The organism is Pseudomonas sp. BAV 4579, assembly GCF_009765395.1.
Taxonomy (GTDB): Bacteria; Pseudomonadota; Gammaproteobacteria; order Pseudomonadales; family Pseudomonadaceae; genus Chryseomonas; species Chryseomonas aestiva.
Genome location: NZ_WHOV01000076.1, coordinates 25,334 through 49,703 on the forward strand (window position 1 = coordinate 25,334; position 24,370 = coordinate 49,703).

At 59.5% G+C, this 24,370-nt stretch carries 22 protein-coding genes; 13 read left to right on the forward strand and 9 right to left on the reverse strand.

The window, feature by feature from the left end:
• The first annotated feature begins 62 nt into the window (after window positions 1–62).
• Both GSQ95_RS15775 and GSQ95_RS15780 read left to right on the forward strand, forming a co-directional pair.
• Window positions 63–1,382, forward strand: a complete 1,320-nt coding sequence (locus GSQ95_RS15775; protein ID WP_158890883.1) for an MFS transporter — start codon at window positions 63–65, stop codon at window positions 1,380–1,382.
• On the forward strand, window positions 1,379–2,134 hold the full coding sequence (locus GSQ95_RS15780) for a D-glutamate cyclase family protein (RefSeq protein WP_158890885.1): 756 nt from the start codon (window positions 1,379–1,381) through the stop codon (window positions 2,132–2,134). The genes GSQ95_RS15775 and GSQ95_RS15780 overlap by 4 nt, the downstream gene beginning before the upstream one ends.
• 494 nt (window positions 2,135–2,628) lie before the next feature.
• On the opposite strand, the gene GSQ95_RS15785 is transcribed toward GSQ95_RS15780, so the two are convergent.
• The 4 genes from GSQ95_RS15785 to GSQ95_RS15800 all read right to left on the reverse strand — a co-directional run bounded on the left by GSQ95_RS15785 (window position 2,629) and on the right by GSQ95_RS15800 (window position 6,051).
• The gene (locus GSQ95_RS15785) at window positions 2,629–3,324 is read right to left on the reverse strand and encodes an RES family NAD+ phosphorylase (RefSeq protein ID WP_158890887.1); all 696 of its coding nucleotides are present in this window, start codon (window positions 3,322–3,324) and stop codon (window positions 2,629–2,631) included.
• The gene (locus GSQ95_RS15790) at window positions 3,317–3,991 is read right to left on the reverse strand and encodes a hypothetical protein (protein WP_158890889.1); all 675 of its coding nucleotides are present in this window, start codon (window positions 3,989–3,991) and stop codon (window positions 3,317–3,319) included. The genes GSQ95_RS15785 and GSQ95_RS15790 overlap by 8 nt, the downstream gene beginning before the upstream one ends.
• A gap of 223 nt (window positions 3,992–4,214) precedes the next feature.
• Window positions 4,215–5,300 carry a competence protein CoiA family protein gene (locus GSQ95_RS15795; RefSeq protein ID WP_256664605.1) on the reverse strand — a complete coding sequence of 362 codons (1,086 nt, stop codon included), beginning with the start codon at window positions 5,298–5,300 and terminating at the stop codon, window positions 4,215–4,217.
• A gap of 118 nt (window positions 5,301–5,418) precedes the next feature.
• Window positions 5,419–6,051: a hypothetical protein gene (locus GSQ95_RS15800; protein ID WP_178118379.1), complete on the reverse strand. Its 633-nt coding sequence runs from the start codon at window positions 6,049–6,051 to the stop codon at window positions 5,419–5,421.
• A gap of 1,267 nt (window positions 6,052–7,318) precedes the next feature.
• On the opposite strand from GSQ95_RS15800, the gene GSQ95_RS15805 reads away from it, so the two are divergent.
• The 3 genes from GSQ95_RS15805 to GSQ95_RS15815 are packed head-to-tail and all read left to right on the forward strand — an operon-like array spanning window position 7,319 to window position 9,544.
• Window positions 7,319–7,636 (forward strand): transposase, encoded by a 318-nt coding sequence (locus GSQ95_RS15805; RefSeq protein ID WP_098950582.1) that lies wholly within the window; start codon window positions 7,319–7,321, stop codon window positions 7,634–7,636.
• The gene (gene tnpB / locus GSQ95_RS26555; RefSeq protein WP_158890891.1) at window positions 7,633–7,968 is read left to right on the forward strand and encodes an IS66 family insertion sequence element accessory protein TnpB; all 336 of its coding nucleotides are present in this window, start codon (window positions 7,633–7,635) and stop codon (window positions 7,966–7,968) included. Before GSQ95_RS15805 ends, tnpB begins: the two co-directional genes overlap by 4 nt.
• A gap of 49 nt (window positions 7,969–8,017) precedes the next feature.
• Window positions 8,018–9,544, forward strand: a complete 1,527-nt coding sequence (locus GSQ95_RS15815) for an IS66 family transposase (protein WP_158890893.1) — start codon at window positions 8,018–8,020, stop codon at window positions 9,542–9,544.
• Between the two features lie 83 nt (window positions 9,545–9,627).
• Here GSQ95_RS15815 and GSQ95_RS15820 read toward each other — a convergent pair whose 3' ends face one another.
• Together GSQ95_RS15820 and GSQ95_RS15825 are read right to left on the reverse strand one after the other, a co-directional pair.
• On the reverse strand, window positions 9,628–10,158 hold the full coding sequence (locus GSQ95_RS15820; protein ID WP_065874734.1) for a glyoxalase superfamily protein: 531 nt from the start codon (window positions 10,156–10,158) through the stop codon (window positions 9,628–9,630).
• A gap of 139 nt (window positions 10,159–10,297) precedes the next feature.
• Complete coding sequence (locus GSQ95_RS15825) at window positions 10,298–10,471, reverse strand: hypothetical protein (protein WP_158890895.1); 174 nt, start codon at window positions 10,469–10,471, stop codon at window positions 10,298–10,300.
• 1,208 nt (window positions 10,472–11,679) lie between these two features.
• Here GSQ95_RS15825 and mobI point away from each other — a divergent pair.
• The 7 genes from mobI to GSQ95_RS15860 all read left to right on the forward strand — a co-directional run bounded on the left by mobI (window position 11,680) and on the right by GSQ95_RS15860 (window position 19,825).
• Complete coding sequence (gene mobI, locus GSQ95_RS15830) at window positions 11,680–12,153, forward strand: conjugative transfer protein MobI(A/C) (RefSeq protein ID WP_158890897.1); 474 nt, start codon at window positions 11,680–11,682, stop codon at window positions 12,151–12,153.
• Window positions 12,154–12,209: 56 nt separating this feature from the next.
• Entirely contained in the window at window positions 12,210–12,533 is a 324-nt protein-coding gene (locus tag GSQ95_RS15835; RefSeq protein ID WP_256664606.1) for a hypothetical protein, read from the forward strand.
• A 676-nt stretch (window positions 12,534–13,209) separates the two neighbouring features.
• The gene (locus tag GSQ95_RS15840; RefSeq protein ID WP_158890899.1) at window positions 13,210–13,653 is read left to right on the forward strand and encodes a hypothetical protein; all 444 of its coding nucleotides are present in this window, start codon (window positions 13,210–13,212) and stop codon (window positions 13,651–13,653) included.
• The gene (imuA, locus tag GSQ95_RS15845; protein ID WP_158890901.1) at window positions 13,646–14,278 is read left to right on the forward strand and encodes a translesion DNA synthesis-associated protein ImuA; all 633 of its coding nucleotides are present in this window, start codon (window positions 13,646–13,648) and stop codon (window positions 14,276–14,278) included. Before GSQ95_RS15840 ends, imuA begins: the two co-directional genes overlap by 8 nt.
• Before the next feature lie 12 nt (window positions 14,279–14,290).
• The gene (locus tag GSQ95_RS15850) at window positions 14,291–15,706 is read left to right on the forward strand and encodes a DNA polymerase Y family protein (RefSeq protein WP_158890903.1); all 1,416 of its coding nucleotides are present in this window, start codon (window positions 14,291–14,293) and stop codon (window positions 15,704–15,706) included.
• Window positions 15,703–18,777, forward strand: a complete 3,075-nt coding sequence (locus tag GSQ95_RS15855; protein ID WP_158890905.1) for an error-prone DNA polymerase — start codon at window positions 15,703–15,705, stop codon at window positions 18,775–18,777. The genes GSQ95_RS15850 and GSQ95_RS15855 overlap by 4 nt, the downstream gene beginning before the upstream one ends.
• Window positions 18,778–19,042: 265 nt before the next feature.
• Window positions 19,043–19,825 carry a hypothetical protein gene (locus tag GSQ95_RS15860; RefSeq protein WP_158890907.1) on the forward strand — a complete coding sequence of 261 codons (783 nt, stop codon included), beginning with the start codon at window positions 19,043–19,045 and terminating at the stop codon, window positions 19,823–19,825.
• Between the two features lie 1,040 nt (window positions 19,826–20,865).
• Here GSQ95_RS15860 and GSQ95_RS15865 read toward each other — a convergent pair.
• The 3 genes from GSQ95_RS15865 to GSQ95_RS15875 all read right to left on the reverse strand — a co-directional run bounded on the left by GSQ95_RS15865 (window position 20,866) and on the right by GSQ95_RS15875 (window position 23,510).
• Window positions 20,866–22,023 carry a hypothetical protein gene (locus tag GSQ95_RS15865; RefSeq protein ID WP_158890909.1) on the reverse strand — a complete coding sequence of 386 codons (1,158 nt, stop codon included), beginning with the start codon at window positions 22,021–22,023 and terminating at the stop codon, window positions 20,866–20,868.
• 141 nt (window positions 22,024–22,164) lie between these two features.
• The gene (locus GSQ95_RS15870; RefSeq protein WP_158890911.1) at window positions 22,165–22,629 is read right to left on the reverse strand and encodes a hypothetical protein; all 465 of its coding nucleotides are present in this window, start codon (window positions 22,627–22,629) and stop codon (window positions 22,165–22,167) included.
• A 398-nt stretch (window positions 22,630–23,027) separates the two neighbouring features.
• Entirely contained in the window at window positions 23,028–23,510 is a 483-nt protein-coding gene (locus tag GSQ95_RS15875; RefSeq protein WP_158890913.1) for a hypothetical protein, read from the reverse strand.
• A gap of 142 nt (window positions 23,511–23,652) precedes the next feature.
• Here GSQ95_RS15875 and GSQ95_RS15880 point away from each other — a divergent pair, with 142 nt between their 5' ends.
• Entirely contained in the window at window positions 23,653–24,267 is a 615-nt protein-coding gene (locus GSQ95_RS15880) for a hypothetical protein (RefSeq protein WP_256664607.1), read from the forward strand.
• The last annotated feature ends 103 nt before the right edge of the window (window positions 24,268–24,370 follow it).

The following is a 24,370-nucleotide window of genomic DNA, read 5'->3' on the forward strand; positions in this document are numbered from 1 at the left end:
CCGACCGTTCTCACCTTGCCCCACCCTGCTGAGCAACGTTCCCATTACAGAAGGATACGTCCATGTCTCGCGTGCTCTCTTCCACCCCCCTCACGGCCGCTGCATCCCGGGCCGATACCGAACGCCTGGCGCGCCGCGCGGCCACTGCCGCTGCCACCGGTACCGCCATCGAGTATTACGAGTTCGGCGTCTATGGCTTCATGGCGGCCTTCCTCGGGCCACTGTTCTTTCCTGGTGACGATCCCACCGCGGCGCTGCTCGCGGTCCTGGCGGTCTTCGGCAGCGCTTTCCTGGTGCGTCCCCTGGGTGGGGTGCTGCTTGGGCGTCTAGGCGATCGGCACGGCCGGCGCCTGGTGCTGCTGGTTACCGTGATCGGCATGGGGCTGGCCACCGCCGGTATCGGTCTGCTGCCCACCACCGCCCAGGCTGGCTTGCTGGCGCCAGTACTGCTAGTCGCGCTGCGCCTGGTGCAGGGATTCTTCGCCGGCGGCGAGGTGATCGGCGCGGCTGCCTTCGTCGCCGAGTCGGCGCCTGAAGGCAGACGGGGCTTCTTCGGCGCCTTCACCCCGGTAGGGGTCGCCTTGGGCGGCTCGCTGGCCGCTATCGTCTGTGGCGTCACCACCACCCTCGCCGGCGCGGAAGCGATGCAGGCCTGGGGCTGGCGTGTGCCCTTCCTGCTGGCTCTGCCGCTGGTGGCATTGTCCGCTGTGCTACGGCACAACGTAGAGGAGACGCCGGCATTCCAACGCTTTCTGTCCAAGTCTCAACCACCCAAGGCGCCGGTGCGGGAAGTACTCGCCGACCACCGCCCGGCGGTCCTCAAGGTCATGCTGCTCGCGCTGGGGCAGAACGCTGGCTACTGGGTCGGGCTCATCTTCATGAACCTCTACCTGACTACGCACCTTGGCTACCCCAAGGCACAGATGTACTGGATCATGGCGGGCGTCAGCCTGTGCGCGGCACTGATGATGCCGTTCTGGGGCGGACTGTCGGATCGACTCGGCCGGCGGCGGGTGCTCACCCTGGGCTTCACCGCCTATGTGGTGCTGGTGATCCCGATGATGCTGCTCATGGCCCAGGGCAACATCTGGCTCGCGGCGCTGGCGGTGCTGGTGGCCGCGCTACCAATGCCGATCGTGCAGTCGGTGGGCTACCCCACTTATGCCGAGCAGTTTCCCACCCGGGTGCGCTATACCGGCATGGCCATCGCCATCAATCTGGGCGCCATCCTCGGCGGGGGACTCACCCCCTACCTCTCGACCTGGCTCATGGCCAAGAGCGGCAACCTGCTGATGCCGGGTTTCCTCCTGGCCACTGCAGCAGTCATCGCTCTGGTAACGCTGCGCCTGGTGCGGGAAACCTCGAAGGAGGCACTGCAGTGACGCCGGCCGAGTTGCGCTCGCAGATTGCCCAGGGCGAATGGACCACACCCACCGCCGGCGTGCTCGATGACTACCAGCAGGCCAACCTGGTGATCGTGCCGCAGGCCGAGGCCTATGCGCTACTGCTGTTCTGCCTGCGCAACCCTAAGGCCTGTCCGATTCTGGCGGTGGGCGATGCCGGGGATCCTTGGGTGCCCTTGCCCGGGGCGGCCATCGACATCCGGACCATGCTGCCGCGGTATCGCGTTTGGCAACATGGCCACCTGGTAGCGGAGCCCACGGACATCGAAGCCTATTGGCGAAAGGATTCCGTGCTCATCCTGCTGGGCTGCAGCCACACCTTCGATGCGCCGTTGCGCCGCGCGGGTATTGGGGTCAGCAGCGCGGCACCGCCGGTCTACACCACCACGGTACCCAACACGCCGGCCGGCGCCCTGGGCGGGACGCTGGTGGTGAGCATGCGACCGGTACACCGCGCGCTAGTCAGTCAGGCAGTGTTGGTGACCGCGCGCTTTCCCAGCGGGCATGGCGCACCTGTGCACATCGGTAATCCTGAGGCGCTCGGCATCACCGATCTGAAGGCGCCGGAATTTGGCGTGGTGCCGCCTATGGGCCCAGACGACGTGCCGGTATTCTGGGCCTGCGGGGTAACGCCACAGCAAGTGCTGCCTCAGCTACGAAGCGCCTACTGCATCTCCCACTACCCTGGACACATGCTGGTGCTGGACCAGCGTCCGGAGGCGTTCGGCTAAAAGTGAACACTTCTCGTGTCGGCCAGAAGCGCGTGAAGGAGGATAGGAATAATGGTTATCGGATCAGCGAGAGCGGCGCCACTGAGGGGTTTCCACCGGTCGCCAGAGGCTGCCCCTCAATGCAGTGGTTATTGCAACAACTGATACGCACCCACACTGTTTATGATGTTATTCCGATGCCACAGCTAAGCTTTTCCTATGTCCAGTTTCACCTAAAGTGGGGTCCGCCAAACCTTGCTAAACCCTGCATCGCCAGCTACGGGAAAACTCTGAGCGCCTTAGCGAAATCGAGTGCAACGACCCAAACGCCCGCGCGGTGATCGACGCGGTCGACCCGCTCAATGAGCTCGCAGCGAGCCTTGCCGTGGAAGTATCACTTCTCGTTCCTGCGGTAGAAGGCGTCGGGGAAAAGATCACACGCCAGCGTTTATTAGATTAGGTAGACGTCAGTGAGTTTGGAGGGAACTGCTCTCATCGATCCTTAAGAAGTACATCTAGGCCTTCCCTGGAACGATTGCCACTCCAATCCGCTCCGCCAGATCCAGCACAGCGTCGTATGTGCTGGCGTCCTCGGTCAGACTATAGGAGCTGGTACCCGGTTGCAGGGCGCCCTCGGCAATGCGGTCCCCAAAGAGAACGACGGCCCGTGCGGTGTCATCCTGGCGCGATACCCAGAAGAGTCCCTGCGCTTGGGGGCATTGGCGGTAGAGCGCCATGGCCCATTTACGCGTGGCAGGGTACTGATCCTTTTCCGTGTCGATCAGCCGCTTTCGCGTCACGCCGAGCTTGCGTAGCGGTACGCTGGATAGGTCGACGACCTGCAGAGCCGCTTCCAAGTGAACAGTAGAGTGAACCTGTCCGTTGAGCTTTGCTTTGTCGAAGCTTTTGAAGCCGGCAGTATGAGGAACGTCGTGAAAAACGGTTTCCATCAGCGCGCAAGGTAATGTCGTGCCTGCGTACAACGTCGGTATCGCTTTTCCCTTCTCATCCTGGATTGGACTGAAACGGGCATTGCCACGTACCCCAGGGTTGAACTGATCCGCCTGGTACTCACTCAGGTGCACTCGGTGGAGCACGGTACCCAGGGCGAGCTCGGTAAGAGCTATATGCAGATTCTCCGCCGGCTCGGGCGTGGCCGTTGGCGAACCGCCGTCCTCTTCGACCGAAGGCGTCGCAGGACGCTTAGGCATGGGCGACTTCCTGGATCTCGTCCAGTGCGGCCGCTATGACGCGCTCCGGCGAGCAAGCCAGCAGATCTTGCGGCCGCTTTCCGCCAAGAAAGCTATTGTCGGATCGGAACCAGTAGGCCAAGCCCCAACTGTCCTTATGGTCGCCGAAGGCCTCAATGACCTTGGCCAGTGACTTCAGCGGACGGAAGCCTGCATCAGCATCCAGCCCATAGCCCGGGAAAAAATCGCTACCGTTATGGCTGATGGCGAATATCTGCCCCTGCTTTTTCCATTTATTCGGTTGGGCACTGGGGTTTCGAGAGCTGAGCCCAGCTAGCTCCGCGAGCTGGGCTGCCGTTAGCCAGTCACCGCTTTCCAGCACTGCCCGGCGTGCCTTCACCAACATGCCGGCTTCCTTCAGCAACCGGGGTGATGGTAGATCACGCGGCACCAGCACTTCGGCCAGGCGCTCGAGTGATTCGCGGTCCTGACGTTGGAGAAGCACCTCGAGCATAGAAGAGGCCACGTTGGCCATGTTCTCCTCGAGCGCCGCTAACGCCACGGGCCTGATGTGATCAAACGTCATAACCAGCACACGGTCAGCCTGCGATTTGCCGAGCCGGGCGCGAACCTCTTTCGGTGTGCCCACCAGGGTCGACACACCAGGATGATCTGCAACGTCACTCATGAGTGGGCCCTCAAAGTTATATCGGATATCCGATTGTAACCATAACCACCATAGCCTTCAATCAGGATTCGCCTGTCAAACTGTTGGAGCCGGACCTGGGGGAAGGCTTCTCGGATGTTCAACACACGCGTGCGCCGCCGGCAACTGAGCGCTGCACCTTTCCCCGTCAGGGCCGAGCTGACCGCGGTTGGTTACTGGCCGTTTCAAAAGGGCCGCTAGCCTTCTACTCAGGTCGAGAAAGACGCGCTTTCAGCGGGCCGATGAAGCTGGCTTTCCATAGTTTGGGGGCCATAGTCTGCTCGATCAGCCCTCGGTGCGGCTCGATACGCCACGAAGGCATGAGCTTAAGGATCGGTGTTGCATCAACGGTCGCCGTGGCCGGTACGGGGCATCGCATGATGTCGATCCCCGCTAATAGGCGCTGCGAGATAGGAGCCGGTATCGCCGAACACCCTGGGCAAGAGAACGTGCGTTTCCAGACTCTACCGCCGCGGTACCGCCCGTACACCCTCTCCACCCGCGTGGGAATCCCAAGCCTAATACCGTAGGTCACGGCTGCCGCCTTAAAGACGACCATATACCGATCGAAATAGGCCTGCGCACTTACGTCTGCTCCCATCGCCGTCGTCGAGGTGAATGTGCGGCCGGTAAGGCAGCAGCTGGCATAAGCAGGTGAAACCTCGGCGCTCACACGGTTAGGTAGCAGGATTGCGCCAAAGGGATAGAGCCAACGTTGGCCACAGGCGCAGTCGATACGCAGCGCCAACGGCTTGGCCGGGGTTTTCCTGAAGATTGAGAGATCGTCGAAGAATGCTCTACCGCTGCAGACCGCGCTGGCAATCCGTTCGGCCTCCGTGGCATTTCGAACGACAAATACCGGCGTGCTTTCCAGGAGGTCCGAGGAAAGGTGCCCCATGAGTCGGCCGGTACCAAATAGCCATAGCGTTGGCACGCCCGCCCGGCGTCGCTGGGCAGTCCGGTCATAGGTGCGCTGGGCAGACTGTTGGGTGAGCTGAACCTCAATGGCCAGCGCGGTTGCAAATGCCGATACTCCAACCAGGAGATCTGCTCGCCAATCGTCATGCCCCGCCTCGAGTTCGACGGGAACACCGAGCTGCAGCAGCCGCTGGTAGATGGCAAGCTTCATCGCCATGTGCTCAGGGCTCTCCGTGCTGGCATAGCCCGGCGGCGCTTCACCCGGGAAGTGCGAGAAGTACCGGGTGATGCTTTCATTCCAGCGTAGTGTCTTGGCCTGGGCCGGACACCTGGTGTCCGGCATCAGTACTTTACGGTCTTTAGACAGTGCCACGACCTCTTTCCAAGCTTCAGCGCTCAGAAGCGGTGCGACGACTCGACGCCCGTCGATCTCACCGACACATCCCAATGTCTGCCCCTCCAATGGCTCGCTACCGCACGTTGAGCGACCGTTACTTCAAGGGCCAGTAGTTCTGCCCAAAAGGGATCACATTGGGGATACGGCCAAACCGCTGGGCCATGGCCGGTGCCAGGTCGGGATAACGTTCCTCAACGTATGGGATCATCATAGCGGCGTACTGCTCGAACGAAGGGTGCTTGCGCCATAGCCCCGCGTCGATAGCGCTCGCGAACGAGCGATCAAACCAAGCGCGTAGCACCAGAATCGCCCCTTCTACGCGCTCCTCAAGCGTCGTAGCCCTATGCACCAGGTCATATCCCTTCGTCTTCTGAAGCTCCCGCTGTGCAGCGGTCATAGGGCGGAACCCACAACGATCCTCCGCCTCCATGATCCGCTCATGAAATTCTCGGTGCTCCAGCTGATCTTCCTTGAGCTCTGGCGCAAACCGAAAGCCGCAGTAGCGACAATACGCAACACCGCTTCGTCCTTCCGGTAATTCCAGGTGCTGATCGATCACCGCCTTAAACCGGCGGCTCAGCTCGTGGTAATTCCTGACGCCCAATAGATCGGCTGCAGCAAGATCCAGACGCTTACCGTGAGGCAGCTCAGGATGGGTAGCTTTGAGTGTTTTGGCGTGGCGCTTGACGTTTTGAACGTCAGCAAAAGAAGGGGCGTGCTGCATCATCAGCCTCCAGAGGCCGGCCTGGCGTCCACAACGAGAACCCATAGGGTTGGGTAGAGCGAAAGATCACGATAGTGCTGTTGCTTTGCGAACGTGGACCGCAGGCACCTACCGAGCGCCAGTGATCATCCTACCTGAAAGGAATGAGATGAGGGTCTTCTGACAGGTCGATTTGCACGCGCTCACGGTGAATCTCGAACCGGCGCTGCGGACTGGTCGTCGATTGCGCGCAAAGCTGTTTCCAGTGTTTACCGGAAGCAAAATCCGCGCATGCGCGGATTATTAGATGCGTCCAGCCTGCTGTAGCCGTCCAGGTCAATGCCTTTTGCTAGAGGGATAGCTCGGACGTTGCACTAAGCCAGTGCTCTGCTCCCCTGCTGGATTCATCAACGGTCAAAGAGCCTACAGATGTCCGGTACAGCACGGCGACCGTAGTTGACCACGAGGCTGCGCTGAGCCCCCATGAAGTAAAAGCGTGAGGTTGAGTGGCACCGCGGCGACGTTTGGGAAAAGGTTAACGCGTACACCCCGCGTTATCTTGAGAATCTTCGAAGTATCATGAACAGACCTAAACGCATTCTAGTTGTAACTGTTGGCCTGACTGCACTGCTGTTTTCTTCCTCACTCTCCAATGCTGGATATGTCATCCAGCTCCACTCAACCGGACTGTGCGGTGACTGCATCCCGTGGTTACGGCCGCCTACCGAGCGAACCGGTTACCAGTTGCTACGCTCATTCGGATCCGCCGGCGCTTCTAAGAGCGGCCACAATTCAGCCTGCAAAGGTTGGCTTAGGGTAGGACCTTAGGTGGTAAATCTCGCGATATAGCAGCTACCGAGCTCTTGGCGCAGCTTCCTCAGTTCTTCCACATGATGCGGCAAGAGGTCGAGGTAGATGGCGTTGTAAGCCACGAGAAGCTTCCGAATAAGGGATCCGGCGACGCGGGTGTGGTGCAAGGCGCGTTCCTCCAGGTCGTTGAATGCGTCCCGCGTAGTTGCTCCGTTCATAAAGCCTCCTAAGCGATGGTCTGGTTTGTAGTTCTTGAGATTTGTGGAGCGCCACCCGGGGCGCCCTTCCGGTCGCGACTATTACAGCTCAGCGGAGCGACGCCCCTGAAGGAAATCAAGCGCCTCGCGCTCTGCGTTCAGCTAGTGAAAAGGTAGCTCCAAAGTAACCGTCCGGCCAAGGCACCTACCGAACTCCAGCATTAAGGGCGATGGTGTCCGCCTATTTTTAAGCGGACACCATCGCCCTTATCGCTAGGACTTTCATGCGCCAACGAAGCTCTTACCCCAAACCATTCAAAGCCCAGGTCGTCCAGGAATGTCTGCAACCCGGAGCGACGATTTCCAGCGTGGCCATCCATCACGGCATCAACGCTAACGTGATCCGCAAGTGGCTACCTGCTTACCGGGATCAATCGCCTGCAACCTTGCCGGCTTTTGTTCCAGTAAAAGCGGTACCAAGGCGAGCAACAGAAGAAATGGTCACCATCTCGCTGCCTCTGGGTGATAAATCCATCACCGTAAAGTGGCCAGCCTCGGATCCGGACGGCTGCGCGTGTTTTATTCGTGGCCTGGCCCAATGATTCGTGTCGATGCCATCTGGCTCGCCACCGAGCCCCTGGACATGCGCGCCGGCACTGAGACCGCGTTGGCCAGAGTGGTCGCAGTGTTCGGTGCGGCGAAGCCGCACTGCGCCTACCTCTTTGCCAACCGCCGGGCGAACCGGATGAAAGTCCTGGTGCACGATGGCGTCGGTATCTGGCTGGCGGCGCGGCGCTTGAACCAAGGTAAGTTTCATTGGCCAGGCATCCATCGTGGGATGGAGGTCGAACTCGACCCCCAACAACTCCAGGCGCTGGTGCTTGGATTGCCTTGGCAACGAGTCGGTGCGGGCGGCGCAATTACATTGCTTTAAATGCTCCTTTCAGCTGTAGCACTCGGGCTGCTTTGGTAAAATCCACGGCATGACTTCGTTGCCCGATCTCGACCAAATGACTCCCGAACAACTGCGCGCACTGGCTGCGCAGTTGATGTCCAAGGTCGACACCATGGGCCGAAAGATCCATCGTGATGAAACGATCATTGAACAGCTCACTCACGAGATCGCCATCCTCAAACGGCACAAGTTCGCCAAGCGCAGCGAGCAGATCAGCCCGGCGCAAGGCAGCTTACTTGATGACCTGCTCAATACCGACCTCGAAGCCATCGAGGCCGAGTTAAAAGCCCTTCATCCAGCGCCCGCAGAGACAGAACCACGCCAGCAACCCAAGCGTGCGCCGCTGCCGCCGCAGTTCCCTCGCACTGTGATCCATCACGAACCGGACAGCACTCAGTGCGCGTGCGGCTGCCAGCTTCAGCGCATCGGTGAAGATGTCAGCGAAAAGCTGGACTACACGCCGGGCGTGTTCACCGTTGAACATCACGTCCGTGGGAAGTGGGCCTGCCGGCAGTGCGAAACGTTGATCCAGGCGCCGGTGCCGCCGCAAGTAATCGATAAGGGCATCCCCACGGCGGGCCTGCTGGCCCACGTGATGGTGGCCAAATTCGCCGATCACCTGCCGCTCTATCGACAGGAAAAGATCTTCGGCCGTGCCGGCCTGGCTATCCCGCGCTCAACACTGGCGCAGTGGGTGGGTCAAACTGGAGTGCAGCTTCAGCCGCTGGTCGATGCACTGCGCGAAGTGGTGCTGGCCCAGCGCGTGGTTCACGCCGATGAAACGCCGGTACCAATGCTGGCACCCGGCGAGAAGAAAACCCACCGCGCCTATGTCTGGGCCTACAGCACGACGCCGTTTTCGGCCTTAAAGGCCGTGGTCTACGACTTCAGTCCCAGCCGTGCTGGCGAACATGCGCGTAACTTTCTGGGCACCTGGAACGGCAAGCTCGTCTGTGATGACTTTGCCGGCTACAAGGCCAGCTTCGAGTTGGGCATCATCGAAATCGGCTGCATGGCCCATGCGCGCCGCAAGTTCTTCGACCTGCATGTCGCCAATAAAAGCAAATTGGCGGAGCAGGCGCTTCACTCGATTGGCGGGCTGTACGAAGTCGAGCGACACGCCAAGGAAATGAGCGATGAAGACCGTTGGCGATTACGCCAGGAAACAGCGGTGCCCATCGCCGAAAAACTGCATGAGTGGATGCTGGCCCAATGCGAACTTGTGCCCGAGGGTTCGGCTACGGCCAAGGCTCTGGATTACAGCCTCAAACGCTGGATAGCGCTGACGCGCTACCTGGAAGATGGTGCTGCGCCCATCGACAACAATCAAATCGAGAACCTAATCCGGCCGTGGGCTCTTGGCCGCTCGAATTGGTTGTTCGCAGGCTCGCTACGCAGTGGCAAACGTGCCGCAGCGATCATGAGTTTGATCCAGTCTGCGCGGCTCAATGGGCATGATCCATATGCATACCTGAAGGATGTTCTTACACGCCTGCCGACGCAACGGGCGAGTGAGGTTGATAAGTTGTTGCCACATGGGTGGACGCCTACCTAACCACGGAAGTGGATTTAGGTAGGCGCTATTCCGCTAGTTATTGGATCCGAGACGGATCAGATCCAATCTAGCGTCCAGCGGATTCAGCTTTGGCAGAATCTTATCCGATTACCGAAAGGGTCATAAACCTCCAGAACCTGCCCCCATCCCTGCTGGACAATATCCGGACGACCGTATCCGTACCGTTTGCCAAGTAGCTCATCACGAAGCATTTCGATATTTTGCATCGGAACAAATATCGTCGACCCTGGACTGGCATCACCATGATGTTCGGACAAGTGGAGCTGTAACCCGTTTCGATTGATCCCTAAATACAGCGGTAGATCCGCTTCGAATCGGTGCTCAAACTCGACGCTGAAGCCCAGAAAATCAAAATAAAACTCGCGGGCCTTGGTTTCGTCAAATATTCGCAATATGGGAATTGCTTTGTCGAATGTGACAGCGGGTTGAGGATTTTCATCCGGAAGCATCGCTGATGCTACGTTCCAGTCCTTATAGCCCAGTTGCTGTGCCACCAGTTCGAGTGCAACGGAGTGCGACACTTCCTGATTGCGCTTCTCCAACGAAGCACGCAGGCTCTTGGCCATCTGTTTGGCTTTCTGGATTGAAGACATTATTTCTCCTTGAGTCGAAGCATTTTGGTGCTCGCCTTGCCAAACCTCGACCATCAAGAGAGATACGATGTGGTTTGTAAAAATATGCTTTCACCTTTCCTTTACGGAGCGAGCGGCTGGCAGCATCGGCCAGCCCTGATCATACACAAACACTAATAAAGGCGAAAGTTTGTGCCAGCAGGCTGCGTAAAATCACGCAAGGTGGGTTAACCGGGCGCATACCGTCGGCGTAGCCTTCGACCCGCTTGACGTTGGAGTAGCCGATATCGAGGCCAACCACATACGGGTGGGTGTTCTGGGACTTCTTACTCATGCGTGCACTCGCTTGAAAGGGTTCGCTACGCGTTACGCTCCGCAATGGTCAACCAGGCGTCCTATAGGACGCCTGGTGCAGGCACAGCCAGGCAACAGCACCGCCGCTTATCCCTGAGGCGTCCTGTAGGACGCCTACCGGTCGAATCGGGGCAACCTCACTTCGCCATCCTTTCCGTAGGCGTCCTGCAGGACGCCTACGGAGTACGTCGACCATTGCGGTGGGCAACGAGGCGTCCTACAGGACGCCTAGGTCAAGAGTGCCCGTCGCCAGTTCCCTTCTTTCTCCAATTCGCGCCCTTGGAGGGCTCGAATTCACCGAATCCTTGGAGATCGGGGTGTTTAGATAGCGGCATCTCCCATTTGCAAGACATCCGTATGAGTTGCGGTGACAACCTAGTCGTTTCAAAAAAACTTTCCCCCATACTTAATGACAATACAAACGGATGTATTGCAGATTTTATAGCGTTGGGGCAGCGCCTCGCCCAGCCATACTTAATGACAATACAAACGAATGAATTGAATCCTTTGATTTTAGCATCGCAGGTATAAACTCGGCCTTCTGGACTCTTAAAAAACGGTATTGCAGCGCAGGAAATCCGGAACTTCCCATCAACATTGTAAATAGTATTGACAATGTATCCGGCACTTGGAAAAACCGCCCGTAGGGCTTTTTACAGGAGCAATGCTGAAGGGCGATCTTCCATACTTATTGACTACCTAAACGGATGTATTGGTTTGTCTCTTCCTATTGACAACACAAACGGATGTATTGGGTAGGACATTTTCGTCCTTCAAAGGCTCACTTCCCCATACTTAATGACAATACAAACGGATGTCTGGCTTTCCAAGAATGCGGGATTCCACCGATGAAACCGCCATACTTAATGACAATACAAACGGATGTCTTGATTTCGCGGGAAAGTGTACATCGGTATGAATCTAGCGCGAAAACCGCCAAGGCAACCGTTCCACAGACACTTTCGCCAACATCCGAATGCCGAGTTTTTCCATACTTATTGACAATACAAACGAATGTATTGCCTTTCCTACCTCCGCATTCCAGTTAGCAGCGAAAAATACATAGTTAATGACAACCTATACGGAAATGTTGGTTTTCTCGAAAAAAGTGGATTTCCAGTCCTGTTTTCTCCCTCGTTCGCTAATGACAACCCGAACGTCCTCCTTGTAAATAGATAGGATATGACAATGACCCCTGCAATCGACCCTCAAGCCAGCAACGGCCGTATCTCGCATCTTTACGGGCTGGCATTGACTACTTTGGACGAAGCCCACGAAGTCCTGCGCGAAGAAGCAGTGCGGCTAAGAGATGAATACTTCGAAGATGCCAAGGCAAGAGCCAATGGAAAGATCATCTATCGCCTGATCGATGTCCGGGGAAATGGCAAGGGATCCGTGTCCATTGCCTGGTGCAAGGTCTACTTCTTCAACGGGGAAGGAGGAAAGAAGAAGCACGCACGGAGTCCGATTGCGAAGGGTCTGGGCCATACGTACGCCGCCAGCACAGTTACCTTCGGAATGGAGACGTGGTTCGTCGAGCTGTTCCAGCTGTATGAGCCCAAGCTGGCCATGATCAGGGAGCAGCTGCTGAACGTTGGCAAGGTGCGAAAGCAGCTGCTGCTGCAGCAGCGCAAGGTGAACGCCAATCCCCCGGTGGCCTAGTTGCGTTTTCAGAACTAGCGGTACGGTGATCCTTTTCCAGACAGAAAGGACCCGTTATGAAACGCCCGCCAGAAATGGATCACCCCGTCATCGTCGATCGTGTCGACCTAGACATGTGGGCTGACCTCTACTTTCAAGCCTACTGCGGCCGCCCGAACGCGGTGCCGCTATCGGACTTCCTGACTCAGCCCTATGCCTATCTGCACGAGGCTGGCCTCCTACAGGTGGATCAGCAAGAGCCTGAGTATCCGGTCTTGCTGCCCGTCCGGACGGGTACCGCACGGCAGATCCAGGATGAGTGGGCAGTCGAACAAGAGACGAAGCTAGCGCGTGTCTCGGCGAGGCGACATCTCACGCTCATACACGGCTCGATTCGCTGACACCATGCATACCAGGCGGGCAACTGGAAAGGGGCCGGCAGCTTGCTGCCGGTAGCGGGCCCTCCAGTGCTGCCCCTGTCCAAGGTTTCAACCGTACCGGACTCCACTATCGCTGACCGGTATCGGGCGCGGATTGCGTGCCAGGCCGCGGTCGGCGATGCGATCCTTTTTCTCTCAGATTTGAGGGAACACAGATGGCGGTAAGGTCCGTAGCGCGAACGTTGGTGGGTACCGGGCTGGTAGCAACGGCATTTGCCATCGTCTGCGAAGGTGCTCGATGGCTTCATGCAGCCAGAAACGGACTGCTGCCAGCAGAGCTTCCCGCGCCGTTCGATTCGGACCCTGTAATCGCGCTTCTCACGGCGGCCACTTCCATAGCGACGCTCCTGCCTGGCTGCATACTCATTGCACGCCACACCGGCTAGGTGAAATCAGGTGCCGATGTGCATCCGCCTGGATGAACGAAAGAATCTTTCGCTTCGTCTTCTCTGCCGTCTGTCGCTGTCAAGCTTGCTGGATCGTTCCTCCCTGATTACTGTCTATTTATACAGTAATCACAAAGGAGCCTATCCCATGTCCATTTCTCCCCGTATCCCTCGTCCCTGTCACCGCTGTCCCGATCGCTCTGTTGAGTACCAGAAGGGCATGGCATCAGGGATTGAGCAGGTGGGCCGCTATGGACATGCTTGGTGATGAGCAGGACAGTTTCGAACAGCAGCAGTCGCTCCTCCGCCCCACGGAGCTGATGTACTGCCGCAACCTCGTTGATCTGCTGACTGAAGAATTGGACCAGGTGCGTCAGTGCTTAGGGCAAGCCCAGCGGGCCAATCGCATACTGGTCGCTGAGCGGGATGTCCTGACGGCGGAGGTGCAGCGCCACCGACTGCGCTACGTCCAATTCGTCCAGGAAGAGAACCAACGCCACGTACCCCGCGGTGACCGACTCATCCCGGACGACCGCGACGATCCCCTCTCGCGTGCCCAGCGTCATATCCTGCGGCTGGAGTCGATGAACTCCGTCCTGCATGCAGATCTGTTCAAACTGCGTGCGCAGCTGCAGGTCATGCTCACCGAGCGCGGCAGCTCGCCGTCGGCGCCGACGGGGGTGCAGCATGGATAACGCCGCCACGAACGTCGTTGCGCTCGACTCCCTGCTCGATAGTCGCCGTGTATGGCGCGGGCAAAGTCCGCACGTCGACGACGCCAGCACTCAGCCAACCGGACACTCGGCGCTCGATGCCCAGCTACCCCTTGGCGGTTGGCCTGATGCAGCGCTTACCGAAATCCTGAGCTCCCGACCGGGCCTGGGTGAGCTGACGCTCGTGTGGCCGACGCTTGCGCGCCTAACCGCCGCCGGCGAACGCGTGGTGATGATCGCCCCTCCCTACCTGCTCTACCCGCATGCGTGGCTGCAGGCCGGCGTCGATCTTGGCCGGCTGAGCGTCATCCAGGTGCAGGGCAAGGACGTGCTGTGGGCGGCAGAGCAGTGCCTGCGCTCCGGTAGCTGTGGTGCGGTGCTCTGCTGGCCAAGCCGTGCGGACGATCGCGCGCTGCGCCGGCTACAGGTCGCTGCAGAGACCGGACAGACCCTGGCATTCGCGTTCCGCCACCAGCGGGAAGCCGTCAATGCCTCTCCTGCAGCACTGCGCCTGGTGCTCGAGGGTTCGCCTCAGCAGCTGCGGGTACTCAAGTGCCGCGGCGGCAATCCACCGGCGAATGCGCTGGCGCATCGGGTCTGGCATTGAGGGACGACTGCCATGAAATGGGCCTGCATCTTTTTCCCGCAGTTCGCGCTGGACGGTGTGCTGCGCAACTGTGCTGATCCGGACGAACCCCTGGTACTGCTCCACGGGCCTATACAGCGTCGGATCATCAAGGCGGCGAACCCGGCGGCGTTGGCGCTTGGGCTCCGACCCGAGATGACCTACACCGCGGCTCAAGCGATCTGCCCGCAGTTTGCGACGGTGGAGTACGACGAGGCGGCGCTACGGCGTCAGCACGAGCTGCTTGCCGCCTGGGCCTATGGGTTCAGCTCGCAGGTGAGCCTGCACTTCGCCGACGCCCTGGTGCTCGAGGTGCAGTCGAGTCTGCCGCTCTTTGGGCCTTGGCCGAGATTTGAAGCTCGCTTGCGCCAGGAGCTCACGGCGCTGGGCTTTGGCCACCGGATCACCATTGCACCCAACCCGGTGGCCGCACGGGTATTAGCCAACGCCGGCGATAGCCTTGCCGTGCGCGACGATGCCGGCCTGGCCAGCGCCATGCGGACGCTGCCGGTGGCGCTGCTTGGCTTCGAGCCTGAGATCGTCTTGGCCCTGAGCCGCATGGGGCTCCGTCAGCTTGATCAAGTACTGGCGCTGCCCCGGGCGCAGCTCGCCCGGCGCTTCCCCCTGAGTCTGCTCAATCACCTCGATCAGATGCTGGGCAGCAAGGTCCTACCCCTAGAGTTTTTCCTGCCCCCGACCACCTTCAGGCTGCGGATCGAACTCAACTTCGAGGTCGAGTCGACCCAGGCCCTGCTATTCCCGCTGCGCCGGCTGACATCGGACCTGGCCACCTACCTCGCCGGCCGGGACATGGGCGCCCAGCGCTTCACCCTGCGCCTGGAGCATCGGCAGGCGCCAACCACGGAGGTGGTGGTTGGTTTGCTCGCACCGGAGCGCGACCCGGCACTGCTGTTCGAATTTGCCCGCGGCCGCCTGGAGCCCACCCAGGTAGTTGAGCCGGTGCTCGCCATCGGCCTGGTTGCCGACGAGCTGCCCTCCTTTGTCCCTCAGCACCGCGGCCTCTTCGATGAGCGCCCCCAACAGACCGTGAGTTGGGAACAACTGCGCGAGCGGCTGCGCTCCCGCCTGGGCGACGACGCGGTCTATGCGGTTGGCGCCCAGGGCGATCACCGCCCGGAACGGGCCTGGCGGCGCGACACGCCTTCGCTCGCGCTCCAGGCGCTGGGACCGAATCGGCGGCCAGGGTGGCTGCTACCGGCGCCGGAGCCCCTGGATGTCGATCAGTTACGGGTCCTGAGCGGGCCTGAGCGTATCGAGAGTGGGTGGTGGGACGGAGAGGATGCCCGGCGGGATTACTACGTCCTCGAGCTCGCCGACGGTCGCACTGTCTGGGCCTTCCAGTCGCCGGCGGAAGGGTCAGGCTGGTGGGTGCAGGGGTGGTTCGCGTGACACCCGGCTATGCCGAGCTCCACTGCCTGTCGAACTTCAGCTTCCAGCGCGGGGCCTCAAGCGTCGATCAGCTGTTCGAACGCGCCAAGGCTATGGGCTACGACGCGCTGGCCATTACCGACGAGTGCACCCTCGCCGGCATCGTGCGTGCGTGGCAGGCGTCGGAGAAGCACGACGTACGCTTGATCGTCGGCGCTGAGTTCCAAGTGGCCCAGGGGCCCAAGCTGGTGCTGCTGGTGGAAGACCTGCAGGGGTACCAGCAGCTGTGCCGACTGATCACCCTCGCGCGCCGGCGCGCGGACAAGGGCAGCTATCGACTGCTGCGCGAGGATCTCGACCAGGTCGCCGGCCTCCTCGCGCTCTGGGTACCTGATCGGGGAGCGGAGGCAGAGTCTGCGCGCTGGCTCCTGGAGGTGTTTCCCGGGCGCCTATGGATCGCTACTGGGCTGCATTTCGATCAGGACGACCAGGTGCGGCTGCAGCAGCTGAAGCGACTGGGTGAGGCGTTGAAACTCCCCCTGGTAGCGGCCGGCGACGTGCACATGCACTGCCGCGGGCGCCGGGCCCTGCAGGACACCATCACCGCGATCCGCCATCACGTCCCGGTAGCCGAAGCCGGCCAGCTGCTCTTCCCTAACGGGGAGCGTCATCTGCGCACCCGCGAGGCCTTGGCGAGGTGCTATCCGTCCGAGCTGCTGGAGGAGACCCTCCGCATTGCCGAGCGCTGCACCTTCAGCCTGGCCGAGTTGCGCTACCAGTATCCCAGCGAGGTGGTGCCGGAGGGTCACACGGCCACCAGCTGGCTGCGGGTGCTGACCGAAGAGGGCTGCGCCTGGCGCTGGCCCGAAGGCCTGTCTGATCGGCTGCGCGCCCAGATCGAAAAAGAGCTGCAGCTGATCGCCGACAAGGCATACGAGAGCTACTTTCTGACGGTGCACGACATCGTCCGCTTCGCACGGCAGCAGGGAATCCTCTGCCAGGGGCGCGGCTCGGCGGCCAATTCGGCGGTCTGTTTCGCACTGGGCATCACTGAGCTGGATCCGACCCGCATCAATTTGTTGTTCGAACGCTTCATCAGCCAAGAGCGCGATGAGCCGCCGGACATCGACGTCGACTTCGAGCATGACCGGCGGGAAGAGGTCATCCAGTACATCTTCCGCCGTTACGGCCGGCAGCGCGCCGCGCTGACCGCGGTGGTGTCCACCTACCACGCTGCTGGCGCCGTCCGGGACGTGGCCAAGGCCCTGGGCCTGCCTCCGGATCAAATTACCGCGCTGGCGGACTGCTGCGGTCGCTGGACGGACAACCTGCCGCCGCCGGAGCGCCTTCGCGAATCTGGCTTCGATCCTGATAGCCCCCTGCTCCACCGGATCCTGGTGCTTACCGGCGAGCTGATTGGCTTCCCTCGGCACCTGTCGCAGCACCCGGGCGGTTTCGTCATCGCCGACCAGACACTGGATACCCTGGTGCCGGTGGAGAATGCCGCCATGGAGGGTCGAACGGTGATTCAGTGGGACAAAGACGATCTCGATGCCATGGGCCTGCTCAAGGTCGACATCCTCGCTCTGGGCATGCTCAGCGCCCTGCGCCGCTGCTTCGACCTGGTCAAAGGCTACCGGAGCAAGGAACTGACGCTGGCCACCGTCCCCCAGGAGGACAAGCCGACCTACGCGATGATCAGTCGGGCGGACACTCTCGGCGTGTTCCAGATCGAATCGCGTGCGCAGATGGCCATGCTGCCGCGACTGAAGCCGCAGACTTTCTACGACCTGGTGATCGAGGTGGCCATCGTCCGGCCGGGCCCCATCCAAGGAGGTATGGTTCACCCGTATCTGCGCCGGCGGACGGGCCAGGAAGAGATCAGCTACCCGCCGGCGCTAGAGCGCGTCTTCGGCCGGACCCTGGGTGTGCCCCTGTTCCAGGAACAGGTGATGGAGCTCGCCATTCTTGCCGCCGACTACACCCCGGGCGAAGCCGATCAACTACGCCGCAGCATGGCGGCGTGGAAGCGGCATGGCGGGTTGGAGCCGCACCGGGAGCGGCTGACCTCGCGCATGCTCGCAAACGGCTACACGGCCGAGTACGCCGCGGACATCTTCCGCCAGATCGAGGGGTTCGGGAGCTACGGCTTTCCCGAATCCCATGCGGCCAGCTTCGCCCTACTGACCTACGCCAGCTGCTGGCTCAAATGCCATGAGCCGGCCGCCTTTGCTGCTGCGCTGATCAACTCTTACCCCATGGGCTTCTACAGCCCCGACCAGATCCTGCAGGACGCCCGACGCCATCGTCTGCAGACCCTGACCGTCGACGTGACCTGCAGCGACTGGGATTGCAGCCTCGAGCCTGTTGCCGATAGCCCGCAGCCGGCCATCCGGATGGGGCTACGTATGGTGCGAGGCCTCGCTGAGAAAGCCGGGCGGGCGGTTGAGCAAGCGCGCCGGCAGCGGTCATTCCGCGATGTCACCGACCTGTGCCTGCGCGCAGGCCTCGATGCCAAAGCCCGGGAGTGCCTGGCGGATGCGGGAGCCTTGAAGGGGCTGGTTGGGCATCGTTTCCAGGCCCGCTGGGCGATGGCTGCGATCGAGCCGCAGCTGCCGCTCTTTGCCGAGGGCGCGGTCGTTGAGGAAGAAATCCAGGAGCTGGTCGCCCCGACTGTGGGTGAGGACCTCTGCTCGGACTATGCCTCGTTGGGTACCACCCTGGGGCCGCACCCGCTCACGCTACTGCGGCCGGAGCTGTCGGCCCGGCGGCTGATGAGCTCGCTGGAGCTGAAGGAGCGGCGCCACGGTCAGCCGGCGCGGATCGCTGGCCTGGTGGTCGGCCGGCAGCGGCCGGGTACCGCCAGCGGCGTGACCTTCGTGACGCTCGAGGACGAGTTTGGGATGGTGAACGTGGTGGTCTGGCGAACCATGGCGGAGCGTCAGCGACGTGAGCTGGTAGCGTCTCAGCTGATGCGCGTGGATGGCACCATCGAGACGCGAGATGGTGTACTGCATGTGGTCGCAGGTAGGTTGCAGGATATCAGCGGGCTGTTGCAGGGATTGGATACATGTAGTCGTGATTTCCACTGAATGCGTCAGAGAAGCGATTGTATACCGCTACCTGCCCGGGACACCCATTTCTCACAAGCGCGGGCAGAGCCTCTTGGTGATAATTGATATGAGCTGATTTGCAGGGTCTATGAAGGGCAATACTTAGAACGGCGGTGGGTAAAATGCGTGTGCGGCGCCGAATTTCGTTTAAGCTAACTCCAGCGTAATCCTGTTGGTTGAATGAGCATCGGATTTCCCAGATCAGCCAGTAAAAATCAGTCGGAATTAGATAGGGAGTTAAGGTATGCCCCATTGCTTTGTGATGCAGCCATTCGATGGCGGTGCCTATGACAGCAGGTTTGAATATGTTTTTGAGCCTGCAATTGCCGCGGTAGGGCTTGAAGCTTACCGTGTAGATAGAGATCCAAGCGTTAGTATACCTATTCAAGAGATTGAAAACGGAATCAAAGATGCCCGGGTTTGCCTTGCTGAGATCACCGAAGACAATCCCAACGTCTGGTTTGAACTGGGGTACGCCATAGCCATAGGCAGAGAAGTGATACTAATCTGCTCTGATCAGAGAAAAACTAAGTTTCCCTTCGATGTGCAACACCGAGCGATCATTCGTTACAGTACCGGCTCGATACGTGACTTCGAGGCCCTAAGGATAAATATTGTCAATCGCTTAACTGCGATTCTTCAGAAACCTCAAGCGCTCGCAGAAACTACATCCACCGCGTTGATCAAAAACATAGAGGGGCTTAGTCCTGCGGAGATCCTGGCACTTGCAGCAGTTGGCGAAAATCTGCCAGATGGCGGCGAGTTCGCACCGTCCTACACGATACATAATGACATCAAGAGCGCTGGTTATACGCAGTTAGCAGCGAAGCTAGCATTGCAGCGACTGGAACAACTTGGTTTCATAGGCGGCGAATACTACTTAACTCAATATTCAGAAGACGAGACCTCTGGATATACGCTAACGGACAAAGGCTGGGAATGGATAATGAGTAATAGCGAGCGATTCGTTCTGAAGAAAACGAATGGGAGCCGACCGACTGACTACGATAACGATTTACCCTTCTAATATATCTCAATTCTCGCTATTCATGCCGCCGATGCCAATGGCATGAATACACCCCTAGATGCCTTCAACGCCGAACGTCCGCCCTGTGCTACAGACCAAAGCGCGAGCAGCATCCCTAAAAATACTAATCTGTCAGTATAGGTTCAGTCCTAGTGCTTGACATCGTAACTGCTCGGACTGACTCCTACGCTATAGCCCAACTTCAAGTCAATCATTTACCAAATATTTATTTTATCTGGAAATAAAATTTTTCAAAAAAATGCATCTTTTATGGTTTCCCGCGATAGCTTGCCAAAATCTCTGCTCTGCCTTTACCACCTGCTCGGGGAGTCTTATTTTATTGTAATCCATCCTTAACAAAATATTTCTATCAAAAGTATTTATCTTATAAATAGAATCATCAACTACAATCCAGGCAGCTTTAGGCCCTGTAAATAGAGACCAGCCGACTCGCATCTCTCCGCCCTCTAAATAATATGTTTTTACTACTTTGGACGCCTGCAGTCCAAATCCGTTAAAATCCGACTGCAGCTCCCGATGCGCCATATCTTTACCATGTTGATAAGCCGTGATGATCGGAAAAGCCGGGGAAATGCATATTAGCGAGCCAAGTCCGTAGGCGATCAGTATGTTATTGCTATTAGATCTAGCAGGATAGCATTTTTTAATAAAAACCACATTAAAAAGGTAACAAAACTATAAATATGCTAACCACAAACCATCCTGAACCAGATAGAAAATTCCACCAATCCAGGATATAAATATAGCCATAGAATAAATATGAACTTAACGGAAGTTCCGCTTCTACGATGTTTATTTTATAATAATTTAAGTATCCAGCGATACTTAAATATCCAGCACCAGTGATCAATCCATTTACGATCACTCCGATTAAGGCGAAAGGACCTGTGAGCTTTATTCTAGGATTACTAGGCCTTTTAAAACTTCGAGGATTAGCGCTGCGGTTAGAGCTGCCCATATTCAACCTTATTACTAGATGATAGTTAACTTCAATTTTAGTAGAGAGTCTCTCGATCTCCTTATCGACCACTCTTTAACCAATCACCCATAGCGCTATCTTCCAAAGCATACTCCCCACGGTTCGCCTTCCAAATCAGCTCCCGCTCACGTAATACTTCGAGTGCCTTCTGCACGTTGGGCTTCGTGGCATTCGGCGTCTCCTGGGATTGCTCCAGCTTGCGATTAATCGCTTCGAGTGTCTCTGACGAGAACGGTGCGAAGGGCTGCTTGCGCAAGGCCCGCTCGGCGATCACCTCCAGGACAGCACGCTGTAGTGGTGACAGATCGTTGCAGGCGCTTTCGTAGTCGCTCCACACGCCCTGCTGGTGGTTCAACGCCCCCTCACGCAGCAGCTCGCCCAGGTTGCCGGCATCGCCCAGGATCACCCGCGTGTCGGAGAGGAGCGCTGTCAGCATCTCCGGCCGGCGGCCGACTAGCTCAAAGGCACACTCCACGTCCTCGATCGCGAACTGATTGTGCGCGGCGAGGCTGCGATTCCAAAGCTCGGTAACGAACTCAACGTAGTCACGGCCCAGGCGGGGGAATTCGGAGACCCGAGCGCCGTAGAAGGGCTGGCCATTCTTGAGTACCAGGTTGGTCAGCTTGTCACGGCTGGAGCCGGTGAAGACCATCCGGACGCCATCCTCTTCTTCGCCGCTGTTGAGCTGGTCGCGGGCTGCCTTGAGGGCGAACATGGCTGCCACGCCCGCCTCGCTGTTGAGCGCATGCTGAGCTTCGTCGATGATCAGCACAATCATGCGACCTGATACTGTGCGCAGCACGTCCAGCGCCTTCGACAGGGTGGTACCGGCGGGCAGCTGCGGCCGGGTAAAGTCCCAACTCAAGGTGCGCAGCAAGTTGAGCTTTTCGATGCCGGCTTTCTTGGCCACCTTGCTCAGGCCCGATTCGTATTCGGCCAACGCTTCGCCGATGGCGCCCGCGATCAGGTCGGCGGGATCGGTCTGCTTGTCCGCCCACAGGTCGACATAGACAGCGAGCCAGCCACGGGCTTCGCAGGCGGGAATAAGGTCGTTCTTGAGGAAGGTGCTTTTGCCGGTGCGCCGCGGCGCCGCCAGGAAAAGCCCTGAGCTATGATCGTGGAAGGTCTCGCCTGCCAGCTCTCGAACCAATGACTCCGCCAGAGCGGTGCGTTTGAAGAGTGGACGTCTTACGGCCATGGCCAGTATCCTAAAGTATCTACGCTCTGATACAGTATACCTAAGAAGATACTTTAGCTATACCGGCCGGCGCTTATCGCCGCTGGGGGAGTTGCGACAGTAGCGCGACGCCTGCGCACACTGGCGCGGCGCCCGATGGATTTACTGGCCGGGAGTGTTCTCGTATTCACCCGACCACTGCCATTCGCGCGGCGCCCCTGCCTCCCGGTAGTTGGCGGCGAGCACGTCTGTAAGGTGAGACGAGGTGCAGGGCGTATCGTACGTTGGCGCAGCCATCCAGCGCTCCAAGGCGCCCTGTAGCTCGGCAAATTCATCGGCGCCGATGCCGTCGAAATCCTCAGGCCGGAAGATGTTGCCGTCGACGGCCGTTGGGCTGATGTCTGCGGACAGGAACATCGCCAAAGCACCATCAACCGGCGCAACAAACAGGAGCTCGCTGTCGACTTTGGCAATGGTGCCGGCCGGCGCCGCAGCGAGGATCGGCGCCACCTGATTCCAAACCACAAGCAGCTGCTGGAAGGCCGGGTCTTCGGCGCTGGAGTAATAGCGGTGGACGCACAGCTGTAGCGGCAGAGCCGGAGTCGAGGAGGTTTTGGAGGTCTGCATGGGGAAGCTCCGTCAGCATCGATGAGTGATGCTGACCAACGTCCCATAGGTCTTCAGATACGCAAGCCGCGATGGGCTCAGCAGCTGCGTACCGGGGTAGGCCTGACTGTCCTATTGCGGCCGCTTTCAGATCCCGTCGAATCCCGCGATCCCGGATCTGAAGGGCTTCCACTCTTCCTCCGGTGCACCCAGTTTGCAGATAGCCACGATGACCTTCTGGCCAATATTGCGCACGCCTCACGAGTTGAGGCGCGATGATACCGCGCGGTGCCGGGATGGCCGGCAGCAGGTCGTCAGGTGACGCAGGGTACGACTACAGATTACGGCTCGCCGGGCGTTGGGATACCGCGCCGCCCGGTGCTGGCCGGTATCTTCCCGCCAGCAGGTGTGGCAGACGACTACAGATTCTGGCCGGCGGGGCAGACGTAGGAGATGAACTCGCCGCCCACCCATTCCTTGCCCATCTCGCCCGGTACCATGGGGATGCCCAGCGTCTCGAAAACCGGCCGAGCACCGACACATTCCTGGACGTACAGGACGGTGTACGCATAGCCCTTGGCGTCCGCGATTTCAGCCAGCTCATTGATGGACACGAAGTGGTCAGACTGGAACGAGTAGTCGAGGCAGGACCCGCCATGGCCATTGATGACTCGCGGCCGGGCGTCCGGGGCAGCAAAGCGCTTGAAGGCGGTGGCCAAGGTGTCGCCCCGGGCGACACTGTCCTTGAAGTCGAGGTAGCACAGGAGCGAACAATTCCCGTACCAATGCGCCTTGACCTGCAAGCCTCGGCGCCAGTTGACCCAATCTACCCGGCTGGTGATCTGCGGGCTCCACTTCGGAAGTTGTTCCACTGCGGCTTTGAGTTGTTCAACCGGTACCATGTTCGAGTCTCCATCAGGTGATGGCCTACCCTCTCACCGATCCGGAAAACGCAAGGCCTGTCGTGGTCCGCCTGGTGCCATGCCGCTAGACTGGCATGTGCTGCAGATGCTGTGAGTTGCGATGAAGACCTGGACAGACGAGATGCTTGCCCTGCTCGGCACCGAGAGCTATACCGCCCTGGGCGACCGGTGGGGTATGTCGCGCATGACCGTGGCGCGCAAGCGGCAGTCCTTGGCCATCGAGCCCTACGACCTGAAGCAGGGCGGCTTCCAGCGCGAGACGCTGTTCCGGTGGAGCCCGGAGAACCTCGCCCTCGTTGGACAGGAACCCGATGCGGCCGTCGCCAGGCGGCTCGGCATCAGCCGGCGGGCGGTCTACCTAATGCGCCGGCGCCAAGGCCTGGCCCCGGCGAAGCGAGCGCCGCGGGTGCACAGCCTGCCCCCGGAGGCCGTGCCGCTGCTGGGTAAGTTGCGCGACGCCGAGCTGGCTCACCGGTTCGGGATTCCTGACGATCTGGTGTACCGCGAACGCAAACGGCGCGACATTCCCAAGCTGCAGGACGAACAGCCTCTGAGCGAGGCGCTACTGGCGGATCTGGGCACCGATAGCGATCGGGCGATCGGCCTGAGGTACGGGGTCCACTACAGCAAGGTGAGACAGCTGCGCCTGAAGCGCCAGATCCCCGCGTATAAGCGCCCCAACCGCAAGAAGATCGCCGCCGGCGGTAGCGCCACTGACGGCGGCCGCGGCCGCTAGCCCAACGCCGCTAATAGCCACTGTCGGGTTCCAAAAGTATCGCGAGATCCTGGAAATACCAAACCGGAATCAGTCAATGACAGCAATCGACTGTGGATTCAAC

Coding starts and splice junctions, on each gene's coding strand:
- GSQ95_RS15800 (WP_178118379.1), bottom strand. CDS start 6,051: ATGATGCAGCACGCCCCTTCTTTTGCTGACGTTCAAAACGTCAAGCGC.
- GSQ95_RS15875 (WP_158890913.1), bottom strand. CDS start 23,510: ATGGTACCGGTTGAACAACTCAAAGCCGCAGTGGAACAACTTCCGAAG.
- GSQ95_RS15860 (WP_158890907.1), top strand. CDS start 19,043: ATGCCCCATTGCTTTGTGATGCAGCCATTCGATGGCGGTGCCTATGAC.
- GSQ95_RS15775 (WP_158890883.1), top strand. CDS start 63: ATGTCTCGCGTGCTCTCTTCCACCCCCCTCACGGCCGCTGCATCCCGG.
- GSQ95_RS15790 (WP_158890889.1), bottom strand. CDS start 3,991: ATGAGTGACGTTGCAGATCATCCTGGTGTGTCGACCCTGGTGGGCACA.
- GSQ95_RS15785 (WP_158890887.1), bottom strand. CDS start 3,324: ATGCCTAAGCGTCCTGCGACGCCTTCGGTCGAAGAGGACGGCGGTTCG.
- mobI (WP_158890897.1), top strand. CDS start 11,680: ATGACCCCTGCAATCGACCCTCAAGCCAGCAACGGCCGTATCTCGCAT.
- GSQ95_RS15825 (WP_158890895.1), bottom strand. CDS start 10,471: ATGAGTAAGAAGTCCCAGAACACCCACCCGTATGTGGTTGGCCTCGAT.
- GSQ95_RS15870 (WP_158890911.1), bottom strand. CDS start 22,629: ATGCAGACCTCCAAAACCTCCTCGACTCCGGCTCTGCCGCTACAGCTG.
- imuA (WP_158890901.1), top strand. CDS start 13,646: ATGGATAACGCCGCCACGAACGTCGTTGCGCTCGACTCCCTGCTCGAT.
- GSQ95_RS15815 (WP_158890893.1), top strand. CDS start 8,018: ATGACTTCGTTGCCCGATCTCGACCAAATGACTCCCGAACAACTGCGC.
- GSQ95_RS15865 (WP_158890909.1), bottom strand. CDS start 22,023: ATGGCCGTAAGACGTCCACTCTTCAAACGCACCGCTCTGGCGGAGTCA.
- GSQ95_RS15850 (WP_158890903.1), top strand. CDS start 14,291: ATGAAATGGGCCTGCATCTTTTTCCCGCAGTTCGCGCTGGACGGTGTG.
- GSQ95_RS15820 (WP_065874734.1), bottom strand. CDS start 10,158: ATGTCTTCAATCCAGAAAGCCAAACAGATGGCCAAGAGCCTGCGTGCT.
- GSQ95_RS15805 (WP_098950582.1), top strand. CDS start 7,319: ATGCGCCAACGAAGCTCTTACCCCAAACCATTCAAAGCCCAGGTCGTC.
- tnpB (WP_158890891.1), top strand. CDS start 7,633: ATGATTCGTGTCGATGCCATCTGGCTCGCCACCGAGCCCCTGGACATG.
- GSQ95_RS15840 (WP_158890899.1), top strand. CDS start 13,210: ATGGACATGCTTGGTGATGAGCAGGACAGTTTCGAACAGCAGCAGTCG.
- GSQ95_RS15835 (WP_256664606.1), top strand. CDS start 12,210: ATGAAACGCCCGCCAGAAATGGATCACCCCGTCATCGTCGATCGTGTC.
- GSQ95_RS15880 (WP_256664607.1), top strand. CDS start 23,653: ATGCTTGCCCTGCTCGGCACCGAGAGCTATACCGCCCTGGGCGACCGG.